The organism is Streptomyces sp. NPDC033270, from assembly GCF_055576575.1.
The window spans coordinates 1-17,452 of sequence record NZ_JBVIRA010000041.1 but is presented as its reverse complement, the minus strand read 5'-3'; the positions used below and the strand labels follow the sequence as shown (position 1 = coordinate 17,452).

Genomic DNA, 17,452 nt, shown 5'->3' with positions numbered 1-17,452 from the left:
CTCTTGATCAAGGATCGCGGTCTCGGCCGATCACCGGACGGTGCAGCCGCCCGCCTCGGCGAGACTAGCCGAGCTCCTTCGCCGCCAGCCGCTTTTCGCCCCTCCCTTCACGAGCCTTCGCTCATCCGTCCCGGCCTGCCACGCCTTGCCTGTCTTGCCTGTCACGCCGTGAATGTCGCCTTGAAGGTCACGCCCTGCCTGTCACGTTCCCAAGTACCGCAGCACCGCCAGGACCCGGCGTGAGTATCCGGATGTACCGGTCAGGCCGAGCTTGTCGAAGATCGCGTTGGCGTGTTTCTCCACGGCGCTCTGCGAGATGTGCAGCCGGACGGCGATCGCCGCATTGGTGTGGCCCTGCGCCATCTGCGCGAGCACCTCCCGCTCGCGTGCGGTGAGGGTGCCCAGCGGATCCGAGCGGCGGGTACGCGTCAGCAACTGCCGCACGACTTCAGGGTCGAAGGCCGCCTGGCCGGCGCCCACCCTCTCCAGTGCGTCCAGGAACTCGTCCACCTGGACCACCCGGTCCTTGAGGAGATAGCCCACTCCCTCGCCGTCCTCGGTCAGCAGCTCCGTCGCATAGCGGCGCTCGACATACTGCGAGAGCACCAGCACGCCGACACCGGGCCAGCGCTCCCGGATCTGTACCGCGGCCCGCAGCCCTTCGTCGGTGTGGGTGGGGGGCATCCGGACGTCCACGACCACCGCGTCGGGCTTCGTTCCCGTCTCCGCCGCGCGCTCCAGCACGGCGATCAGCTGATCGGCGTCACCGACCGCGGCGGCCACCTCGTGGCCTTCCTCGGCGAGGAGGCGCACCAGGCCCTCCCGCAGCAGGGTCGAATCGTCGGCGAGCACTACGCGCACGGCAGCTCCGCGGTGATGGTGGTCGGTCCGCCGGCCGGGCTGTCGACCCGGAACCGGCCGTCGAGGGCGGCAACCCTGCGGGCCATCCCGAACAGGCCACTGCCGGAGGCATCCGCGCCGCCCAGTCCGTCGTCCTCGATGCATACGAGCACGGCGTCCTCGCCACGGGCGACGCGGACGGTTATCAGCCCGGCGTCGGAGTGCTTGACGGCGTTGGTGACGGCTTCGCAGACCACGAAGTAGGCGACCGTCGCCACCGTTGCCTCGGGATCGGCGGGGAGTTCGTAGTCCAGCCGCACGGGGATGGCCGAGCGCTCGGCGACGGTCTCCAGAGCCGCCCGCAGACCTGCCTCGTCCAGCACCGTCGGGTAGACCCGCCATGCCACTTCACGCAGCTCGGCCAGGGCCTGTCCGCTCTCTTCGTGGGCCTGGCGCAGGAGTTGTTCGGCACGCTGCTGGTCCTGGCTGCGCAGCGCGCGGCCGAGTAGCATGCCCAGCGCCACCAGCCGCTGCTGGACGCCGTCGTGCAGATCACGCTCGATGCGGCGGCGCTCGTCGTTGACGGCCGCGACGACACCGGCGCGGCTGGCCGCCAGCTGCTCGATGCGCCGCTCCAGTTCCTCCTGGCGGCTCGGGCCGAGGTGGCGCCGCGCCAGCTTCGCCTCCAGACCGGCGACCCCGAACGCGCCCTGCATGCTGAGGAAAAGAAGGAAGAGACCGCCGATACCCGAGAGGACGACGGTGCCGAAATGCCGGACCTCGCGGAACAGCAGGATAAAGATCCACGCGGTGCCGTACGCCGCCCCGATCAGGGCGGTGCTCAGCACGAAGACACCCAGCAGGCCCAACGACCAGCGCAGCGCGAGATATTGCAGGGCGCGGTGATCGGTGTAGACATCGGAGGTCTCGGTCGTGAGGTAGTCGCGCAGGCGGCGCCGGTTGGCCTCGGTCAGGGCCCGTCCGCCGGCCGCCACAGGTCTGAGGACCGCGCGGCGGCCGCGCGGCCAGGCGAGCACGAGCAGCAGGGCCAGCCCGGAGAGCACGACGAAGGGGAACTCGGCGGCGGACGTCACCGCGCCGAGCACCAGCCCTGTCGTCAGGCGCAGTCCGCGCCGTGCGATTCCCAACATGATCGAAACGCTAGCCGCACCGCTCGCTGCCGCACACTGCGGAAAACCGCAGTCTTTTGTGCGGTCTTCCGCAATGTGCGGGCGGAGCGAAATTCATAGCTTTGAAAACATGATCGAGAGCATCGGACACACCGCACCAGGCTGGATCACCGACCTCATGGACGCGCTCGGCGCGCCCGGCGCGGGTCTGGCGATCGCCGCCGAAAATCTCTTCCCACCGCTGCCGAGCGAGGTGATCCTGCCGCTGACGGGCTTCGCGGCCGGCCGCGGCAGTATGCATCTGGCGTCCGTGCTCGCGTGGACCACCCTCGGCTCGATGACCGGCGCCCTGGCGCTGTACGGCGTGGGGGCGTTGCTCGGGCGCGAGCGTACGGTCGCGATCGCCTCGAAGCTGCCGCTGGTCAAGGTCTCCGACATCGAGAAGACCGAGCGCTGGTTCCAGCGACACGGGACGAAGGCGGTGTTCTTCGGCCGGATGATCCCTCTCTTCCGCAGCCTCATCTCGATCCCCGCCGGCATCGAGCGCATGCCGATACCGGTCTTCCTCGCCCTGACCACCCTCGGCAGCTTGATCTGGAACACGATCTTCGTCCTCGCCGGCTATCTGCTCGGCGAGCGATGGGAAGAGGTGACGGGATTTGTTGACGTCTATTCCAAAGTGGTCCTCGCGGCGGCGGCGCTGGCGGTGGCGGCCTTCGTGTCAGTGCGGGTCAGCCGGCGCGGCCCGGGGATACGGCGCCGCGGATGAAGGCCCGCGTGATCTCCTCGCCGGCGGCGACACCCCGCGCGCCGAGCGCCGTGACATGCGGGGCCTGCCAGCCGGAGTCCGCCAGCTCACCGTGCCCCGGGCGCCATCCCCGGTCCGCGGCCAGCAACAGGTCGGCGTCGAGCAGGGAGTCGCCGGCCGCGAGGATCTCCGACGCCCCGGTACGGCGCGCCACTTCCGCCACGGCCGCGCTCTTGGTCAGCGGCCGCGGTACGGCATAGATCTTGCGGCCCTGCAGGGAGACGGTCCAGCCGCGCTGCTCCGCCCAGGCGGCGAGGTCCTTCACCCAGGTCTCGGGCAGCAGGGCCCGCTCCACGACGAGATAGGCGAAAAGGTCCTCGGCGACCCGCTCCTTGAGCAGCCAGGCCGGGTCGGCGGTGCGGACGAGGTGCGTACGGATCTCGTCCAGTGGAGCGCAGTGCGAGGCGAGCCGCTCGGCGACCGTGCGCTGCCAGTCCGCGTCCGACTCGCCCCGTACGAGCAGATGCCCGCCGTTGGCGCAGATCGCGAACTCCGGCGCGGGGCCGGGGAGGTGGATGCGTCCGTACTGCTCACGGGTGCGGGTGGTGGTCGGCACGAAGGTGGTGCTGCCGGCCAGTTCGGCGAGCAGCCCGGCGGCCGTCTCCGTCATATAGGACAGCGGCTTGCGCTGGTAGGTCTCGACGCACAGCAGCCGCGGGGCCTCGGCGTCGGGCATGGCGAGGTCCAGTGCGGCCGCCGAATAGATCAGGGTGCGGTCGAGGTCGCTGGCGACGATCGTGCTCATCAGCCGGCCACCGCCTTGCCGTCAGCGCCCGTCGCCCCGCGAGTGAAGCGGGGGTGGATCAATCCGACACAGGTGTAGGGGAGTTCGTCGACCTCTTCGACGGGCACACCCCTTTGTTCAGCCAGGAGACGCACATGATCGAGATCGGCTCCGGCGTCCTGCCGGGCCAGAATCTTCCAGGGGACCCTGCGCAGCAGTACCCGCGTGGTCTCGCCGACACCCGGCTTCACGAGATTGACGTCGTGGATGCCGTACTCCTCACTGATCCGCTCGACGGCGGCCCAGCCCGCCCAGGTGGGGGCACGGTCGGCAGTGGCCAGCTCCTTCACCTTGGCGGCGACCTCCCCGGCGACCTCGTCGAACCGCGCACCGACCGCGTCCAGGAACGCGCGCGACACATCGGACGTGGCCAGCTCGCGGTAGAACTTCGCACCGTGGAAGTCGTCCGGCCCCACGAGGTCGTCGCGCAGGACCGTGCGCGATATGAGGCCGGAGACGGTGGAGTTGAGGCAGGCGGACGGGATGAGGAAGTCGTCGCGGGTGCCGTAGGTCTCGACGCAGCCGCCGGGGTCGGCGAGCACGGCGATCCGCGGGTCGAAGCCCGGGAAGTCCTCCACGGCCCGGGCGAGTTCGCGGGTGATGGCGCCCTTGCCGGTCCAGCCGTCCACGAACACGACGTCCGCCGGATCATGATGGGCGGCCAGCCAGCGCAACGCGGTGGTGTCGATACCCCGACCGCGGACGATCGAGACCGCGTAGTGCGGCAGGTCCAGGCCGTGTGCGTGCTGCGCCCAGCGCCGCATCAGCACCCCCACGGGCGTACCGGCCCGCGCCAGCGACACCAGCACCGGGCGCCGGCTGCGTTCGGCGAGCACGGTCTCGGTGACGGTCCCGACGGCGCACGCGATCCGGTGCGCCGAGGCCTGCAGCGCGCTGTGGAACAGCGCCTGGTACTGCTCGCTCGGCTGGTACTCGACCGGCAGCGACTCGGCGTAGTGGGCGCCGCCGCGCTGAATCGCCTCCTCGCGTTCCTCGGTGGGCGCTTCCAGAGTGATGTCGGACAGGTCCTGCAGCAGCCAGCCGACCTCGTCGGCGGCGTAGGAGGAGAAGGCGGGGCCGCGCAGCGGCTCGGGGAGGGTCATGGGCCGGGCCTGGGGTTGCGGGGCGTACGAGGGGACGACGGCGAGCAGCAGTCGGTCGGCGTGCGCGGCGAGACGGTCCAGCAGACCGTCGGCGGCGTGCAGTTCGGGGAGGTCGCCGTGCGAGTCCACGACGGCGACGATGGCGTCGAAACGGCGCGCCGGGTCGGTGCCGGCCGCGACGTTGTAGGCGTACCGCTCCCCCGGCCCGTCGGCGGGCCGGTCGTGGGCGGGGAAGGACAGCCGGGTCCGTATCGCGTAGCCGGGGTCGTCCACGGCGAGCACGGGCGAACGGGTGGTGGTCGAGAAGTAGACGCCTGGGCTCGCGGCTGGCTCGGACGGCTCGCCGGTCCGAGGCGCACCGGCGTCCTCCCCTCCCCCGGTGACCAGGGCGTCCAGCGCGCCGGCTATCCGCAGCGGTGCGTACATCAGCTCCTCGTTGCCCAGGACGAGGATGCGGCGGGCGCCGTCCAGATGCCGCGCGATCCGGGCCGCCATGCCCGGCAGAGCGGCCTCCAGCCGCTCGCGGTGCGCGGGTGTGAAGCCGTGCCGCCCGCCGTCGGGCAGCCCGGCGGGCCAGTCGAGGTCGATCCGTACGACGTCCGCGCGATGGCTGCCGACGGGCCCCGTCGCGCTCCCGGATCCGGCCGCCGGCCCGCGTGCCGCGAGAGCCTCGTGCTCGGAGACGAGTTCCTGGCCGCGGACCAGGACGTCCTCGGGCAGGCGTACGCCGCCCGCGGCCAGCGCCACGAGGTCGACGCGGGCGCCCAGTTCGGCCGCGAACTTCTCCAGCCGGCTGCGGTCCGCGTCGGAGCGCATATCGACCAGGGCGACGACGACGTACCGCTCACGGGGGAAGTGCGCGTGCAGCGCCTTGATGGTGTTCAGAACGGTCCTGCCGGTGGAGAACTCGTCGTCGACGAGTACCAGCGGTCCGTCGCCGGCCAGGAGTTCGCGGTCCTCCGGGAGCAACAGGTGCGAGGTGGCGTGGCTGTGCTCCTCTTCGAACCCGCCCGCCTGCGCCACGCCTTCTACCGGTCGGCGGGTGGAGTGCAGATAGGGCGCGAGCGCCAGGCCGTCCGCCACGGAGTGGCCCAGGCCGGTGGCGGTCTCGGCGTAGCCCACGACGACGGAGCGGGCGGCGGCCTCGTCACCGAGCAGCTCGCGCACCCGGCGCCCCAGCCCGAAGCCGGCGCCATGGACCACGTCCGGTCGCTGCGGCACGTGCTTGCCCAGCACGTTCGACACGAGCAGATGGGCCCGCTTGGGGTTGCGCCGCAGCGCCAGCCCCAACAGTTCCGGCAGCTCGTCCCCGCCGCTCAGCGAGACCCCGAGCCGACCGGCGACCCATTCTCCCGTCCACACCACGCGTTCCGTCTCCTCCGTCGTACCGTTCATGTCGTTCGCCGTATCTCAGGTCTGCGGCAGGCTTGCCGTCAGCAGCTCCACGAAGCCGATGCCCTCCCGGGCGACCCCGAAAGCCTCCGCGCGCAGCAGGGTCCGTTCGGCCCAGGCGCGGTGCGGCTTCACCTCGTTCATCTTGTTCGTGTAGGCGGAGCGCAGGACCCCGCCGTCGCACCGCTCGGGCCGCAGGATGTCCGCGGCGTCGCTGAACTCCTCATGGCTGACGACCGAGAGGGCGTGCACCGGCGCGACATGCGAGGGGTGGATACAGGTCTTGCCCTGCAGTCCGTTGGCGCGGTCCAGTTCGATCTCGCGCAGCAGACCATCCATGTCGTGCTCGATCAGAGCTGTACGCAATTCCTCGGCGCGTCCGAGGAACGGGCTGCGCCGCAGCTGTGGCTTGAACATCCGCTCGTGCAGCCGGAAGTACTCCCACACCGGGCCGGTGACCGTGAAGCCCGTGCCGTCCGCCCGGCCCAGTACGTTCACCACGTCGGAGATCACGGAGGCGACGATCTGGACGTCGTAGGCGGTCATGTCGGGCGGTCTGCGCAGGCCGTAGGCGGAGCAGAAGTCCGTGACCCCCAGCCGCAGGGCAAGGACCCGGTCCCGGTACTTGTCCACGGTCCTGGAGATGCCCTGAAGGGTCTCCGCGCGACTCTCCAGATGCAGCAGCTGCGGGGATTCGAGCACCGGCATCGCGAACAGCCGCCGGCCGCAGGCCGACTCGGTCGCGGTCAGCGCCTCAAGGAAGGGGACTCCACGCTCTTCGGTGAACTTCGGAAGTACAAATCCAGACAGCCTGCGTACCGTCGGCCCCAGTCGGCGCACCAGATCCGGTATCTGGCCGGGGGTGCGGACGCGGATGAACAGCAGCGGAAGGTCCTCTCCCGCGTCGGCGGCCTCGTCGAGCAGGCCGAACTGCCGCACGAGGTTCGCCTCGCCGGCCTCGACGTCCCCGTCCCCTATGGAATCTTCGAGGCACAGCACCATGGACATCACGCCACGCCCGGCCTGCTTGAGGACATCGGCGGCGAGCCGGGGGCGAGTGGCGGGGCTGTAGAGCGTGGCACCGAGGGCGACCGAGAGCGTGCGGGCCGGGGAGTCGGCGGTGAAATCCACCGGCTCCTGATGGAACAGCGCCTTCCGAATATCGGGCGGAAGGTACCCAAAATGCCGCATATATCTCCCCGTATAGATGCGGGACCGGGCACCCCCGCTGCGTCTCGCTGTCTGGATCCAGCCGGTAATCGTACGTGCGTGGGGGTGTGGTTAGTTCCCGCGTGCGTGAAAATCACGTAACCCGCATGAGGCCTTCAGATGTCCCCGACCGTTCCCCCTGCACCGCTCCGCGGCCCCCGCGTTGTCCCTGCGACCTCCGGGAAGGCAGGATTGCGGCATGACGCACGCGATGCTGAAAGGGTCGAACGTACCCCTCGATGCCACGGCTGTCCGGGCCGTCCTGCGCTGGACGCCCGGCGCCGGAGTCCCCGATGTCGATGCCTCGGCCCTGTTGGTGGGGCCCGAGGGAAGCGTGCGCTCCGATGAGGACTTCGTCTTCTACAACCAGCCGCGGCACCCCAGCGGCCTGGTCCGGCACCTGCCCAAGGCCCGGCTCGCCGACAGCCTGACGGAGACCATCGAGGCGGAGCTGGCCACCCTGGATCCGTCAGTCGACCGGGTCGTGCTGGCCGCATCGTCGGACGGCGGCGCCTTCGCGGGCGTAGGGGATCTGCGGGTCCTGCTGTACGACGCGGCGGAGAGCGACGGTGAGCCGCTTGCGGTCTTCGACGTGGTGCCCGAGACCGGCGACGAGACGGCCCTGATCTGCGGGGAGTTGTACCGCCGCGGCGAGGGCTGGAAGTTCCGCGCCCTGGGGCAGGGATACGAGACCGGCCTGGTCGGCCTGGCGACCGAGTTCGGGATCTCGGTGGAGGAGAAGGACACGGCCGCCGAGAGCGCGGCCGCGCCGGCCCCGGAGACACCGTCGACGCCACCCTCGACACCGCCCGGCTCGGAACCCACGGAGGCCCTCTCCACACCCCCGCGGAGCGAGCCCGCCACCCCGGCGACCCCGCCGCCGAGCGCCTGGCCGGAAGAGGCCTCCGGCCCACCCTCCGCGGCCGGTCCGCAGACCTCCGCCCCGTCGAACCCCGACGCCGTCACCCAGCATGTGCCGGACGCGATGCCGGAGCCGTTCTCGGCCGCACCGCTGCCGCCTGCCGCCGCGGCCTCCCCGGCACCCGCGCCGACGAGCGGCGGCTACGGCTACCCGCACAACGTTCCGCCGCCGCCCGCCCAGCCCCCGGCCCAGCCCGCCTACGGCTACCCGGGGCCGCCGCCCCAGTACCAGCCCCAGCAGCAGGCGTCCGCGTACGGCTATCCGCAGCAGCAGCCGCACCCGGCGGCGACATACGGCTATCCGATGCAGCAGCAGCCGTTCGTGCCGGACCCGTCGTTCGTCCTGCCGCCTCAGGGCCCGCAGTTCCAGCGCCGCTAGGGGACAGCCGGGGGCGCCTCCTGACGGCGGTGCCCCGGTACCGGCGGGTCACACCTTCGACTTGTACCCGCGCCCCCACTGCAGCCCCCAGCCGTACAGCCGGTCGAGCTCCGCCTGGAAGCCGTAGACGTACTTCACCTCGCGGCGCACCGTCAGCTCGCCCTTGTTGTTCTCCAGCATGAAGATGGCGCAGGAGCGGGCCTGTGGGGCCCGTTCGTCGAGTTTGATCTCCATCCGCGGGCCGTTGCTCGGGTAGAGCGTCACGACCGCGTGCGTACGGTCGAAGGCGGGCGTGCCGTCGTAGATGTAGACGAAGATCAGCATCCGCTTGATCTCGTCGCGTTGGTCCATGTTGATGTACAGCGTCTCGCCGGACGGGGAGCCGAAGCGGTCGTCGCCGCTGAGCTTCACGAACGGCGCGGCGTTGAGATCGCCGAGGAAGTTGCCCAGCGGCTGCACCACGCCCTTGGTGCCGTCCTTGAGCTCGTACAGGCAGGCCAGGTCCAGGTCGATCTTGACCACGGCCGGTCCCTGCGCCTGGACGATCTCGGGCTTGAACAGCTTGCCCGGGTGGCGCAGCAGACTGCCCTTGCCCTGCCCGCCCCGCTCATGGAGGTCCGAGGTCCGCATCTGCCAGTGCAGATTGACCCGCAGATGCCCCGTGGCCGCCCCCTGCTTGGTCAGGGAGATGACCGGATTGCGTTTCGTCAGCTCGACGACGTACGACGCCCCACCGCTGTCGAAGTCCATCTTCTGCGCGCCACCGCGCCACAGGTTCCCCAGGAACGACACCATGCCCACCCCATTGCTCGGCCCCAATTACCGCGGGGCGGCCCGAGGTCCGTACCCCAGGCCGCCCCGCAGAGAGCGTTCCTCAATCAGCGCCGCGTCACACTCCGGACGCCACTTCCGACTTCGCCCCGCCTTCGGCTCCGGGTTTGCCCTCGCGCTTGTTCTTCACCACGGAGGACCAGTAGGAGAGGGCGATCAGCGCGACGCCGATCCCGCCGGTGACGACCTCGGGGATCTCGTACTTGATCGTGACGAGCAGGATGACCGCCAGCGCGCCGATCGCGTAGTGCGCGCCGTGCTCCAGATAGACGTACTCGTCCAGGGTCCCCTTGCGGACCAGGAAGACCGTCAGCGAACGGATGTACATCGCGCCGATGCCCAGACCCAGCGCCATCTCGAAGATGTCGTTGGTGATCGCGAACGCGCCGATGACGCCGTCGAAGGAGAAGGACGCGTCGATGACCTCGAGGTAGAGGAACATGAAGAACGCGGCCTTGCCGGCCAGCCCGACGACCGCGCCGGTCTCCTTCTTCCCGGGCGCCGCCGCGGCGGTCTCCTCGCCCTCTTCCTCCTCGGCTTCCTCCAGCTTGTCCTCGAAGTAGCCGGAGACACCGCCGACGACGAGGTACGTGATCAGACCGGCGACTCCGGACAGCAGGACCGTGGCGCTCTTGTCACCGCCGCCGTGCGCGACGTCGGTGGCCACCGTCATGGCGGTCACCAGCAGCACGACCAGCGCGATGATGATCGAAAGCGTGTCGAGCTTGCCCAGTTTGGCCATCGGCCGCTCGATCCAGGCCAGCCACTTGTAGTCGCGCTCCTCGAAGATGAAGTCGAGGAAGATCATCAAAAGGAACATTCCACCGAAGGCCGCGATGGCCGGGTGGGCGCTGGTGACCAGCTCCTCGTAATGCGCCTTGTTGTTGATGGCGAGATCGACCGCTTCGATCGGCCCGATCTTCGCGGTGATGGCGACGATGACGACCGGGAACACCAGCCGCATGCCGAATACCGCGACGAGGATGCCGACGGTCAGAAAGATCTTCTGCCAGAAGGCGTTCATCTTGCGCAGGATGCCTGCGTTGATGACGGCGTTGTCGAACGAGAGCGAGATCTCCAGGATGGACAGGATCCCGACAATCGCGAGCCCTTGCCACCCCCAGAGCACGCCGGCCAAGGCGAGGCCGAGCACCGTGACGGCGAACGACCAGCCAAAGGTTTTCAGGAGCACTGCCTACCCAATCCCTCGCTGTGTGGGGTCCCCCGCGCGCAGCGCGCGGCGCTTTACGAAACGTTGACCCCGAAGTCTAGAGCGATGCCCCTCAGGCCCGACGCGTACCCCTGGCCTACCGCACGGAACTTCCATTCACCCTTGTAGCGGTATACCTCGCCGAAGATCATCGCGGTTTCGCTGGAGGCGTCCTCGCTGAGGTCGTAACGGGCGAGTTCGCTGCCGTCGGCCTGATTGACGATCCGGATGAAGGCGTTGCTGACCTGACCGAAGCTCTGGCCGCGGAGATCGGCCTCATGGATCGAGACCGGAAAAACGATCTTGTCGACCTGCTCGGGCACCTGCGCGAGGTCCACCAGGATCGACTCGTCGTCGCCGTCTCCCTCTCCGGTCAGGTTGTCCCCGGTGTGCTCGACGGAGCCTTCGGGGCTCTTGAGGTTGTTGTAGAAGACGAAGTACTGGTCCCCCAGCACCCGCCCCGACTGGCACAGCAGCGCGCTGGCGTCGAGGTCGAACGGCGCTCCGGTCGTGGACCGCGCGTCCCAGCCGAGGCCGACCATGATCTGCGTGAGATTCGGAGCGGCCTTGGACAGGGAGACATTGCCCCCCTTGGCGAGCGTGACGGTCATCGTGCGCTTCCTCCCCGGTATCGGCACGGGCCATGCCAGGCGTGGCCCGCCTCTTTCAAGCGCGTCCGGCGCCGCACTCCCCCGGACGGGGGCGTACGGCGCCGGACGCGGTTGTTCTGCGGCACGGGCGATCACTGCGGTGGCGTCGCTCGGCCGGATATCGACGATCGGATCCAGGATCCGGTCGATCAGACGTTGACGCCGAAGTCCTGTGCGATGCCGCGCAGGCCGGAGGCGTAGCCCTGGCCGATGGCCCGGAACTTCCACTCCGCGCCGTTGCGGTACAGCTCACCGAAGACCATGGCGGTCTCGGTCGAGGCGTCCTCGCTCAGGTCGTAGCGCGCCAGCTCATTGTTGTCGGCCTGGTTGACCACGCGGATGAAGGCGTTGCGGACCTGGCCGAAGCTCTGCTGACGGGTCTCGGCGTCGTAGATCGACACCGGGAAGACGATCTTGGCGACATCGGCCGGCACGCCGGCCAGATTCACCTTGATCTGCTCGTCGTCGCCCTCGCCCTCGCCGGTGATGTTGTCACCGGTGTGTTCGACCGAACCGTCCGGGCTCTTCAGGTTGTTGAAGAACACGAAGTTCTGGTCGTTGGCCACCTTGCCCTGGTCGTTCGTCAGCAGGGCGCTGGCGTCCAGGTCGAAGTCCGTACCGGTGGTGGTACGCGCGTCCCAGCCCAGACCGACGATGACGGCGGTCAGATTGGGGGCTTCCTTCGTCAGCGAGACGTTGCCGCCCTTGCTGAGGCTGACTCCCACGAGTCCTCCCATAGATTCGAGGGGTACGTAAAGATTTGCGCCCCCGTCGTGCATGGCATCGGATCAACGAATTGATCCTAGTGACCGGTTCCCGCCGATTGCAGATATCGCACCCGGAACAGTGCGGATGTCGGCCGGCGGGATGCCGGTGCGTCCCAGCGCGCGTCGGCTCAGAGGGTCCCGAGGGCCTTGACGTAGTCGTTCAGGTCGCGGGCGTCGGGCAGGCCGTTGACGACCGTCCAGCGCACCACGCCCTCCTTGTCGATGATGAACGTGCCGCGCACCGCGCAGCCCTTCTCCTCGTCGAAGACGCCGTACGCCCGCGAGGCCTCGCCGTGCGGCCAGAAGTCCGACAGCAGCGGGTACTCCAGGCCCTCCTGCTCGGCGAAGACGCGCAGCGAGAACGGCGAGTCGTTGGAGACGGCCAGCAGCTGGACGTCGTCGTTGACGAACTTCGGCAGCTCGTCGCGGAGCGCGCACAGCTCACCGGTGCACACACCGGTGAAGGCGAAGGGGTAGAAGAGGAGGACGACGGCCTTCTCGCCGCGGAAGTCGGAGAGCCTGACCAGCTCGCCGTGCTGGTTCTTCAGCTCGAAATCCGGAGCCTTCGTGCCGACCTCGATCGCCATGGGGGTGCTTCCCTTCCGCTCACGCTCAACAGAACGCGACCAACCCTACGCGTCGGGGTGAGCGGCCGGGGAACCTGTGCACAACGGCTCCGAGCCCCCTCCTGAACAGGGCGGAGGGGGCTCGGTGGCGAACGTCGGGGCGGTGCGGCTCAGCGCTTGCCGGACTTGGGCGTGACCAGTCGGCTGCCGGCCCAGTCCTTGCCTGCGTTGATGCTCCGGGTCTGCGACAGGCCCGCGGTCTGCGCGGCTTCATTGATGTCGCTCGGCTCGACATAGCCGTCGCGGCCGGTCTTCGGGGTCAGCAGCCAGATCTGCCCGCCCTCGTCGATCAGGCCGATGGCGTCCACCAGAGCGTCCGTGAGGTCGCCGTCCTCGTCGCGGAACCACAGCAGCACGACGTCGCAGACGTCGTCGTATTCCTCGTCGACGAGCTCCTGGCCGATCACGGTCTCAATGCCTTCGCGGAGATCCTGGTCGACGTCGTCGTCGTAACCGATCTCCTGGACCACCTGTCCGGGCTCGAACCCCAGCTTGGCGGCTGGGTTGGTCCGCTCCTCCGCGTGGTCCGCGGTCGCGCTCACGGATTGCCTCCTGTCATGTTTCGGGTAGTGCTCGGGGACCCCGCGCGTGTGCGCGGAGCATTGGGCGTAGTCCACACGGGCCGGGCGGATCGCGCAAGTACCCGGCGGTCCAGACCGCCGAAACGGTGACGTTTGGAGGCGTCTCACCGCAACTACGACCCCAACAGGACAGGCTGAAGTGATTCACGCCACAGCGTTCTGCGGGGTATATCGGGTAGTCGCGCGCGACTGGTCCCTTCGGGGGGCGGCGGACACCGTTCCGGATCTCCATTCGAGGGCCGTACATCCGTGCGCAAGGCGCTTTCGACATGGGCGTATGGTTGCGATTTGGCCGACCTGAGAAAGCGGCCTTTTCCCGCGCCATCTCTCAGCGGGTGGTTACCCATCGGTAGAGGTGACGTATCCCTGTGGCTCGGTACACGATGGAAGACGGCGCGACACCCAGGCATAGACAGCATTCGTCCCGTGCGCAGCAGCAATAGCGTGCAGAGCACGACACGACCCGAACACGAAGGAACAGCGTGGCTTCCGGATCCGATCGAAACCCGATCATCATTGGCGGCCTTCCCAGCCAGGTCCCGGACTTCGATCCCGAAGAGACCCAGGAATGGCTCGACTCGCTCGACGCGGCCGTTGACGAGCGAGGCCGGGAACGTGCCCGCTATCTCATGCTCCGGCTGATCGAGCGGGCCCGCGAGAAGCGTGTGGCCGTGCCCGAGATGCGCAGCACGGACTACGTCAACACCATCGCGACCAAGGACGAGCCGTTCTTCCCCGGCAACGAGGAGATCGAGCGCAAGGTCCTCAACGCGACCCGGTGGAACGCCGCCGTCATGGTCTCCCGCGCCCAGCGTCCGGGCATCGGCGTCGGCGGCCACATCGCCACCTTCGCCTCCTCCGCCTCCCTCTACGACGTGGGCTTCAACCACTTCTTCCGGGGCAAGGACGAGGGCGACGGCGGCGACCAGATCTTCTTCCAGGGCCACGCCTCGCCCGGTGTCTACGCCCGCGCGTTCCTCCTGGACCGACTGAGCGAGACGCAGCTCGACGCCTTCCGTCAGGAGAAGTCCAAGGCCCCCCACGGCCTGTCCAGCTACCCGCACCCGCGGCTGATGCCGGACTTCTGGGAGTTCCCGACCGTCTCGATGGGCCTCGGCCCACTCGGCGCGATCTACCAGGCGCGGATGAACCGCTACATGGAGGCGCGCGGCATCGCCGACACCTCCAAGTCGCACGTCTGGGCCTACCTCGGCGACGGCGAGATGGACGAGCCCGAGTCGCTCGGCCAGCTGTCCATCGCCGCCCGTGAGGGCCTGGACAACCTGACCTTCGTCGTCAACTGCAACCTGCAGCGTCTGGACGGCCCCGTCCGCGGCAACGGCAAGATCATGCAGGAGCTGGAGTCGCAGTTCCGCGGTGCCGGCTGGAACGTCATCAAGCTGGTGTGGGACCGCAGCTGGGACCCGCTGCTCGCGCAGGACCGCGACGGCATCCTGGTCAACAAGCTCAACAGCACGCCCGACGGTCAGTTCCAGACGTACGCCACCGAGACCGGTGCCTACATCCGCCAGCACTTCTTCGGCGACGACCACCGCCTGCGGGCGATGGTCGAGAACATGACCGACGACCAGATCCTGCACCTGGGCCGCGGCGGCCACGACCACAAGAAGATCTACGCGGCGTACGCGGCGGCCAAGGCGCACAAGGGCCAGCCGACCGTGATCCTCGCGCAGACGGTCAAGGGCTGGACGCTCGGCCCGAACTTCGAGGGCCGCAACGCGACCCACCAGATGAAGAAGCTGACGGTCGAGGACCTCAAGGGCTTCCGCGACCGGCTGCACCTGCCGATCCCGGACAAGGACCTGGAGGACGGCCTGCCGCCGTACTACCACCCGGGCCGCAACTCCGAAGAGATCCAGTACATGCACGACCGCCGCAAGGCGCTGGGCGGCTATGTGCCCACCCGTGTCGTGCGCGCCAAGCCGCTGCCGCTGCCGGACGACAAGGCGTACGCGGGTGCCAAGAAGGGCTCGGGGCAGCAGAAGATCGCCACGACCATGGCGTTCGTGCGGGTCCTGAAGGACCTCATGCGGGACAAGGAGATCGGCAAGCGCTTCGTGCCGATCGCGCCCGACGAGTACCGCACCTTCGGTATGGACGCGTTCTTCCCGTCGGCCAAGATCTACAACCCGCTGGGCCAGCAGTACGAGTCCGTCGACCGCGAACTGCTCCTGGCCTACAAGGAGTCGCCGACCGGTCAGATGCTGCACGACGGCATCACCGAGGCGGGCTGCACGGCCTCGCTGATCGCGGCCGGCTCCGCCTACGCCACGCACGGCGAGCCGCTGATCCCGGTCTACGTCTTCTACTCGATGTTCGGGTTCCAGCGCACCGGTGACCAGTTCTGGCAGATGGCCGACCAGCTCTCGCGGGGCTTCGTGCTCGGCGCGACCGCCGGCCGTACGACGCTGACCGGTGAGGGCCTGCAGCACGCCGACGGCCACTCCCAGCTTCTGGCCTCGACCAACCCGGCCTGTGTCTCCTACGACCCGGCCTACGGCTACGAGATCGCGCACATCGTCAAGGACGGCCTGCGGCGGATGTACGGCGAGAACGCCGAGGACGTCTTCTACTACCTGACCGTCTACAACGAGCCGATCCAGCACCCCGCGGAGCCGGCCGACGCCGACGTCGAGGGCATCCTCAAGGGCCTGCACCGCGTCAGGGCCGGCGAGAAGGGCGAGCACGCCGCCCAGATCCTCGCCTCGGGTGTCGCGGTGCCGTGGGCGATCGAGGCCCAGCAGATCCTCGCGGACGAGTGGAACGTCAAGGCCGACGTCTGGTCGGCGACCTCCTGGAACGAGCTGCGCCGCGAGGCCGTCGAGGTCGAGGAGCACAATCTTCTGCACCCGGAGGAGGAGCAGCGCGTCCCGTATGTGACGCACAAGCTCCAGGGCGCCGAGGGCCCGAAGATCGCGGTGTCGGACTGGATGCGTGCCGTCCCGGACCAGATCTCGCGCTGGGTTCCCGGCACGTACCAGTCGCTGGGCGCCGATGGCTTCGGCTTCGCGGACACCCGCGGCGCGGCCCGTCGCTTCTTCCACATCGACGCGCAGTCGATCGTCCTGAGCGTGCTCACCGAGCTCGCCAAGGAGGGCAAGGTCGACCGGTCGCTGCTGAAGCAGGCGATCGACCGCTACCAGCTCCTGGACGTCGCGGCCGCCGAAGCCGGTGAGGCCGGCGGCGACGCGTAACCTCCTCGCGGCGTACCGCATCGCCTGTGCGACGCCCCCGGCAGCACCCCGCTGCCGGGGGCGTCGCATGTTCGCGCTCAACTCTCCCAGACCTTGAACGCCCTTACCCGGTACGGGGACCGGGGCACATAGCTGCCGCCGCCCGGGTAGGTGTCGAACTCGGCGGTCTCGGCGCACTCCGCGCTCTGGTACGTGGTGACCGGCCGGCCCATGCGGTTGGCGAGCGAGGCGGCGGTCATTCCCTCGGGCAGCGGCACACAGCTCTCGATGTCGGTGCCGGACAGCTCGTAGGTCCACCGCTCGCCGGCGAAGTCCTCCTGCCTCCAGACGCAGAGTTCGCCCGCGCCGCAGTGGCCCGTCGCGGCGGCCCGGTGCCCGCCGGTGGCCGCGTGCGCGGCCGGTGTGCCGAGGGCGGTCGGCAGGGTGAGCGCGGCGGCCAGCGCGGTGAGGCCGGTCAGGAGCGCGGTGGTGTGGGACGGACGCGGACGCATAGGAATCTCTCCCCCGTGGAGTAGGACGACGGTGCCCCGCGGCGGGCCGGTGGGCCTCGGCGGGTTCGTCATCGAGCTTCGCGAGGGTGCCGCGCGGTTGCCAAGGCCGTGACGGCCCTGCCACCCGGATCGGGTATGTGGACAAGCCCTACGCGCCAGGCCGGGGTGTCGGTGCGCGGTGTTGACGCGGGGCGGATGACGCGGGCGGGCTGCAAAAACCGTTCTCCCGGGGCCTGGTGAGGTGCGGTGCGCACCGGCGGCGCCTGGAATGCCGCGCTTCGCGCGACCGGTTCCCGCGACGGCTCATCCGGATGAGCGATTCACCTCGCCTTCGGGGCCCAACTCCCGCCCGGCATACGGCGGGTGGGACGGAATACGGGTCACCGGCGGTGGTTGACGGCCGAGGCTGACGTCCGGCACCCGCCGCCGGGCATGACAACGGCGCGGGGGGGGGGGGGGGGGGGGGGGGGTGGGGTGAGGGGGGGGGGGGGGGGGGGGGGGGGGGAGGGGAGGGG

15 protein-coding genes are annotated in these 17,452 nt (G+C 69.4%); 3 read left to right on the top strand and 12 right to left on the bottom strand.

Going from position 1 to position 17,452, the window contains the following annotated elements; all coding sequences use genetic code 11:
* Positions 1 to 201: 201 nt before the first annotated feature.
* Entirely contained in the window at positions 202 to 861 is a 660-nt protein-coding gene (locus ACZ5XZ_RS36395; RefSeq protein WP_468986269.1) for a response regulator transcription factor, read from the bottom strand.
* Positions 852 to 1,991, bottom strand: a complete 1,140-nt coding sequence (locus ACZ5XZ_RS36390) for a histidine kinase (protein WP_468986267.1) — start codon at positions 1,989 to 1,991, stop codon at positions 852 to 854. Before ACZ5XZ_RS36390 ends, ACZ5XZ_RS36395 begins: the two co-directional genes overlap by 10 nt.
* Here ACZ5XZ_RS36390 and ACZ5XZ_RS36385 point away from each other — a divergent pair.
* A complete protein-coding gene (locus ACZ5XZ_RS36385; protein WP_468986264.1) occupies positions 1,990 to 2,739 on the top strand; it encodes a DedA family protein in 750 nt (249 codons plus the stop codon). The two genes, ACZ5XZ_RS36390 and ACZ5XZ_RS36385, sit on opposite strands and share 2 nt — an antisense overlap.
* Here ACZ5XZ_RS36385 and ACZ5XZ_RS36380 read toward each other — a convergent pair.
* From ACZ5XZ_RS36380 to ACZ5XZ_RS36370, 3 genes are read right to left on the bottom strand one after another with little or no spacing between them, the layout of a single operon-like run.
* A complete protein-coding gene (locus ACZ5XZ_RS36380; protein ID WP_468986263.1) occupies positions 2,702 to 3,523 on the bottom strand; it encodes an HAD family hydrolase in 822 nt (273 codons plus the stop codon). The two genes, ACZ5XZ_RS36385 and ACZ5XZ_RS36380, sit on opposite strands and share 38 nt — an antisense overlap.
* Positions 3,523 to 6,060, bottom strand: a complete 2,538-nt coding sequence (locus ACZ5XZ_RS36375) for a phosphoribosyltransferase (protein ID WP_468986260.1) — start codon at positions 6,058 to 6,060, stop codon at positions 3,523 to 3,525. The genes ACZ5XZ_RS36380 and ACZ5XZ_RS36375 overlap by 1 nt, the downstream gene beginning before the upstream one ends.
* A gap of 15 nt (positions 6,061 to 6,075) precedes the next feature.
* On the bottom strand, positions 6,076 to 7,248 hold the full coding sequence (locus tag ACZ5XZ_RS36370) for an HpcH/HpaI aldolase/citrate lyase family protein (RefSeq protein ID WP_468986258.1): 1,173 nt from the start codon (positions 7,246 to 7,248) through the stop codon (positions 6,076 to 6,078).
* A 217-nt stretch (positions 7,249 to 7,465) separates the two neighbouring features.
* Between ACZ5XZ_RS36370 and ACZ5XZ_RS36365 the strand changes: the two genes are divergently transcribed.
* Entirely contained in the window at positions 7,466 to 8,566 is a 1,101-nt protein-coding gene (locus ACZ5XZ_RS36365; protein ID WP_468986256.1) for a TerD family protein, read from the top strand.
* A 48-nt stretch (positions 8,567 to 8,614) separates the two neighbouring features.
* Here the strand turns inward: ACZ5XZ_RS36365 and ACZ5XZ_RS36360 are convergent, their stop codons facing one another.
* The 6 genes from ACZ5XZ_RS36360 to ACZ5XZ_RS36335 form a co-directional block, all read right to left on the bottom strand.
* Positions 8,615 to 9,361 (bottom strand): TerD family protein, encoded by a 747-nt coding sequence (locus tag ACZ5XZ_RS36360; protein ID WP_468986254.1) that lies wholly within the window; start codon positions 9,359 to 9,361, stop codon positions 8,615 to 8,617.
* Positions 9,362 to 9,455: 94 nt separating this feature from the next.
* Positions 9,456 to 10,589: a DUF475 domain-containing protein gene (locus ACZ5XZ_RS36355; protein WP_468986252.1), complete on the bottom strand. Its 1,134-nt coding sequence runs from the start codon at positions 10,587 to 10,589 to the stop codon at positions 9,456 to 9,458.
* A gap of 53 nt (positions 10,590 to 10,642) precedes the next feature.
* Positions 10,643 to 11,218, bottom strand: a complete 576-nt coding sequence (locus ACZ5XZ_RS36350) for a TerD family protein (protein WP_468986250.1) — start codon at positions 11,216 to 11,218, stop codon at positions 10,643 to 10,645.
* A 188-nt stretch (positions 11,219 to 11,406) separates the two neighbouring features.
* Positions 11,407 to 11,982: a TerD family protein gene (locus tag ACZ5XZ_RS36345; RefSeq protein WP_128505933.1), complete on the bottom strand. Its 576-nt coding sequence runs from the start codon at positions 11,980 to 11,982 to the stop codon at positions 11,407 to 11,409.
* A 170-nt stretch (positions 11,983 to 12,152) separates the two neighbouring features.
* Positions 12,153 to 12,611, bottom strand: a complete 459-nt coding sequence (locus ACZ5XZ_RS36340) for a peroxiredoxin (protein WP_393487197.1) — start codon at positions 12,609 to 12,611, stop codon at positions 12,153 to 12,155.
* A 149-nt stretch (positions 12,612 to 12,760) separates the two neighbouring features.
* The gene (locus tag ACZ5XZ_RS36335; RefSeq protein ID WP_468986247.1) at positions 12,761 to 13,192 is read right to left on the bottom strand and encodes a DUF3052 domain-containing protein; all 432 of its coding nucleotides are present in this window, start codon (positions 13,190 to 13,192) and stop codon (positions 12,761 to 12,763) included.
* A 521-nt stretch (positions 13,193 to 13,713) separates the two neighbouring features.
* Between ACZ5XZ_RS36335 and aceE the strand changes: the two genes are divergently transcribed.
* Entirely contained in the window at positions 13,714 to 16,446 is a 2,733-nt protein-coding gene (gene aceE, locus ACZ5XZ_RS36330) for a pyruvate dehydrogenase (acetyl-transferring), homodimeric type (protein ID WP_468986245.1), read from the top strand.
* A 77-nt stretch (positions 16,447 to 16,523) separates the two neighbouring features.
* Here aceE and ACZ5XZ_RS36325 read toward each other — a convergent pair whose 3' ends face one another.
* Positions 16,524 to 16,937 carry a peptidase inhibitor family I36 protein gene (locus ACZ5XZ_RS36325; protein WP_468986243.1) on the bottom strand — a complete coding sequence of 138 codons (414 nt, stop codon included), beginning with the start codon at positions 16,935 to 16,937 and terminating at the stop codon, positions 16,524 to 16,526.
* Between the last annotated feature and the right edge of the window lie 515 nt (positions 16,938 to 17,452).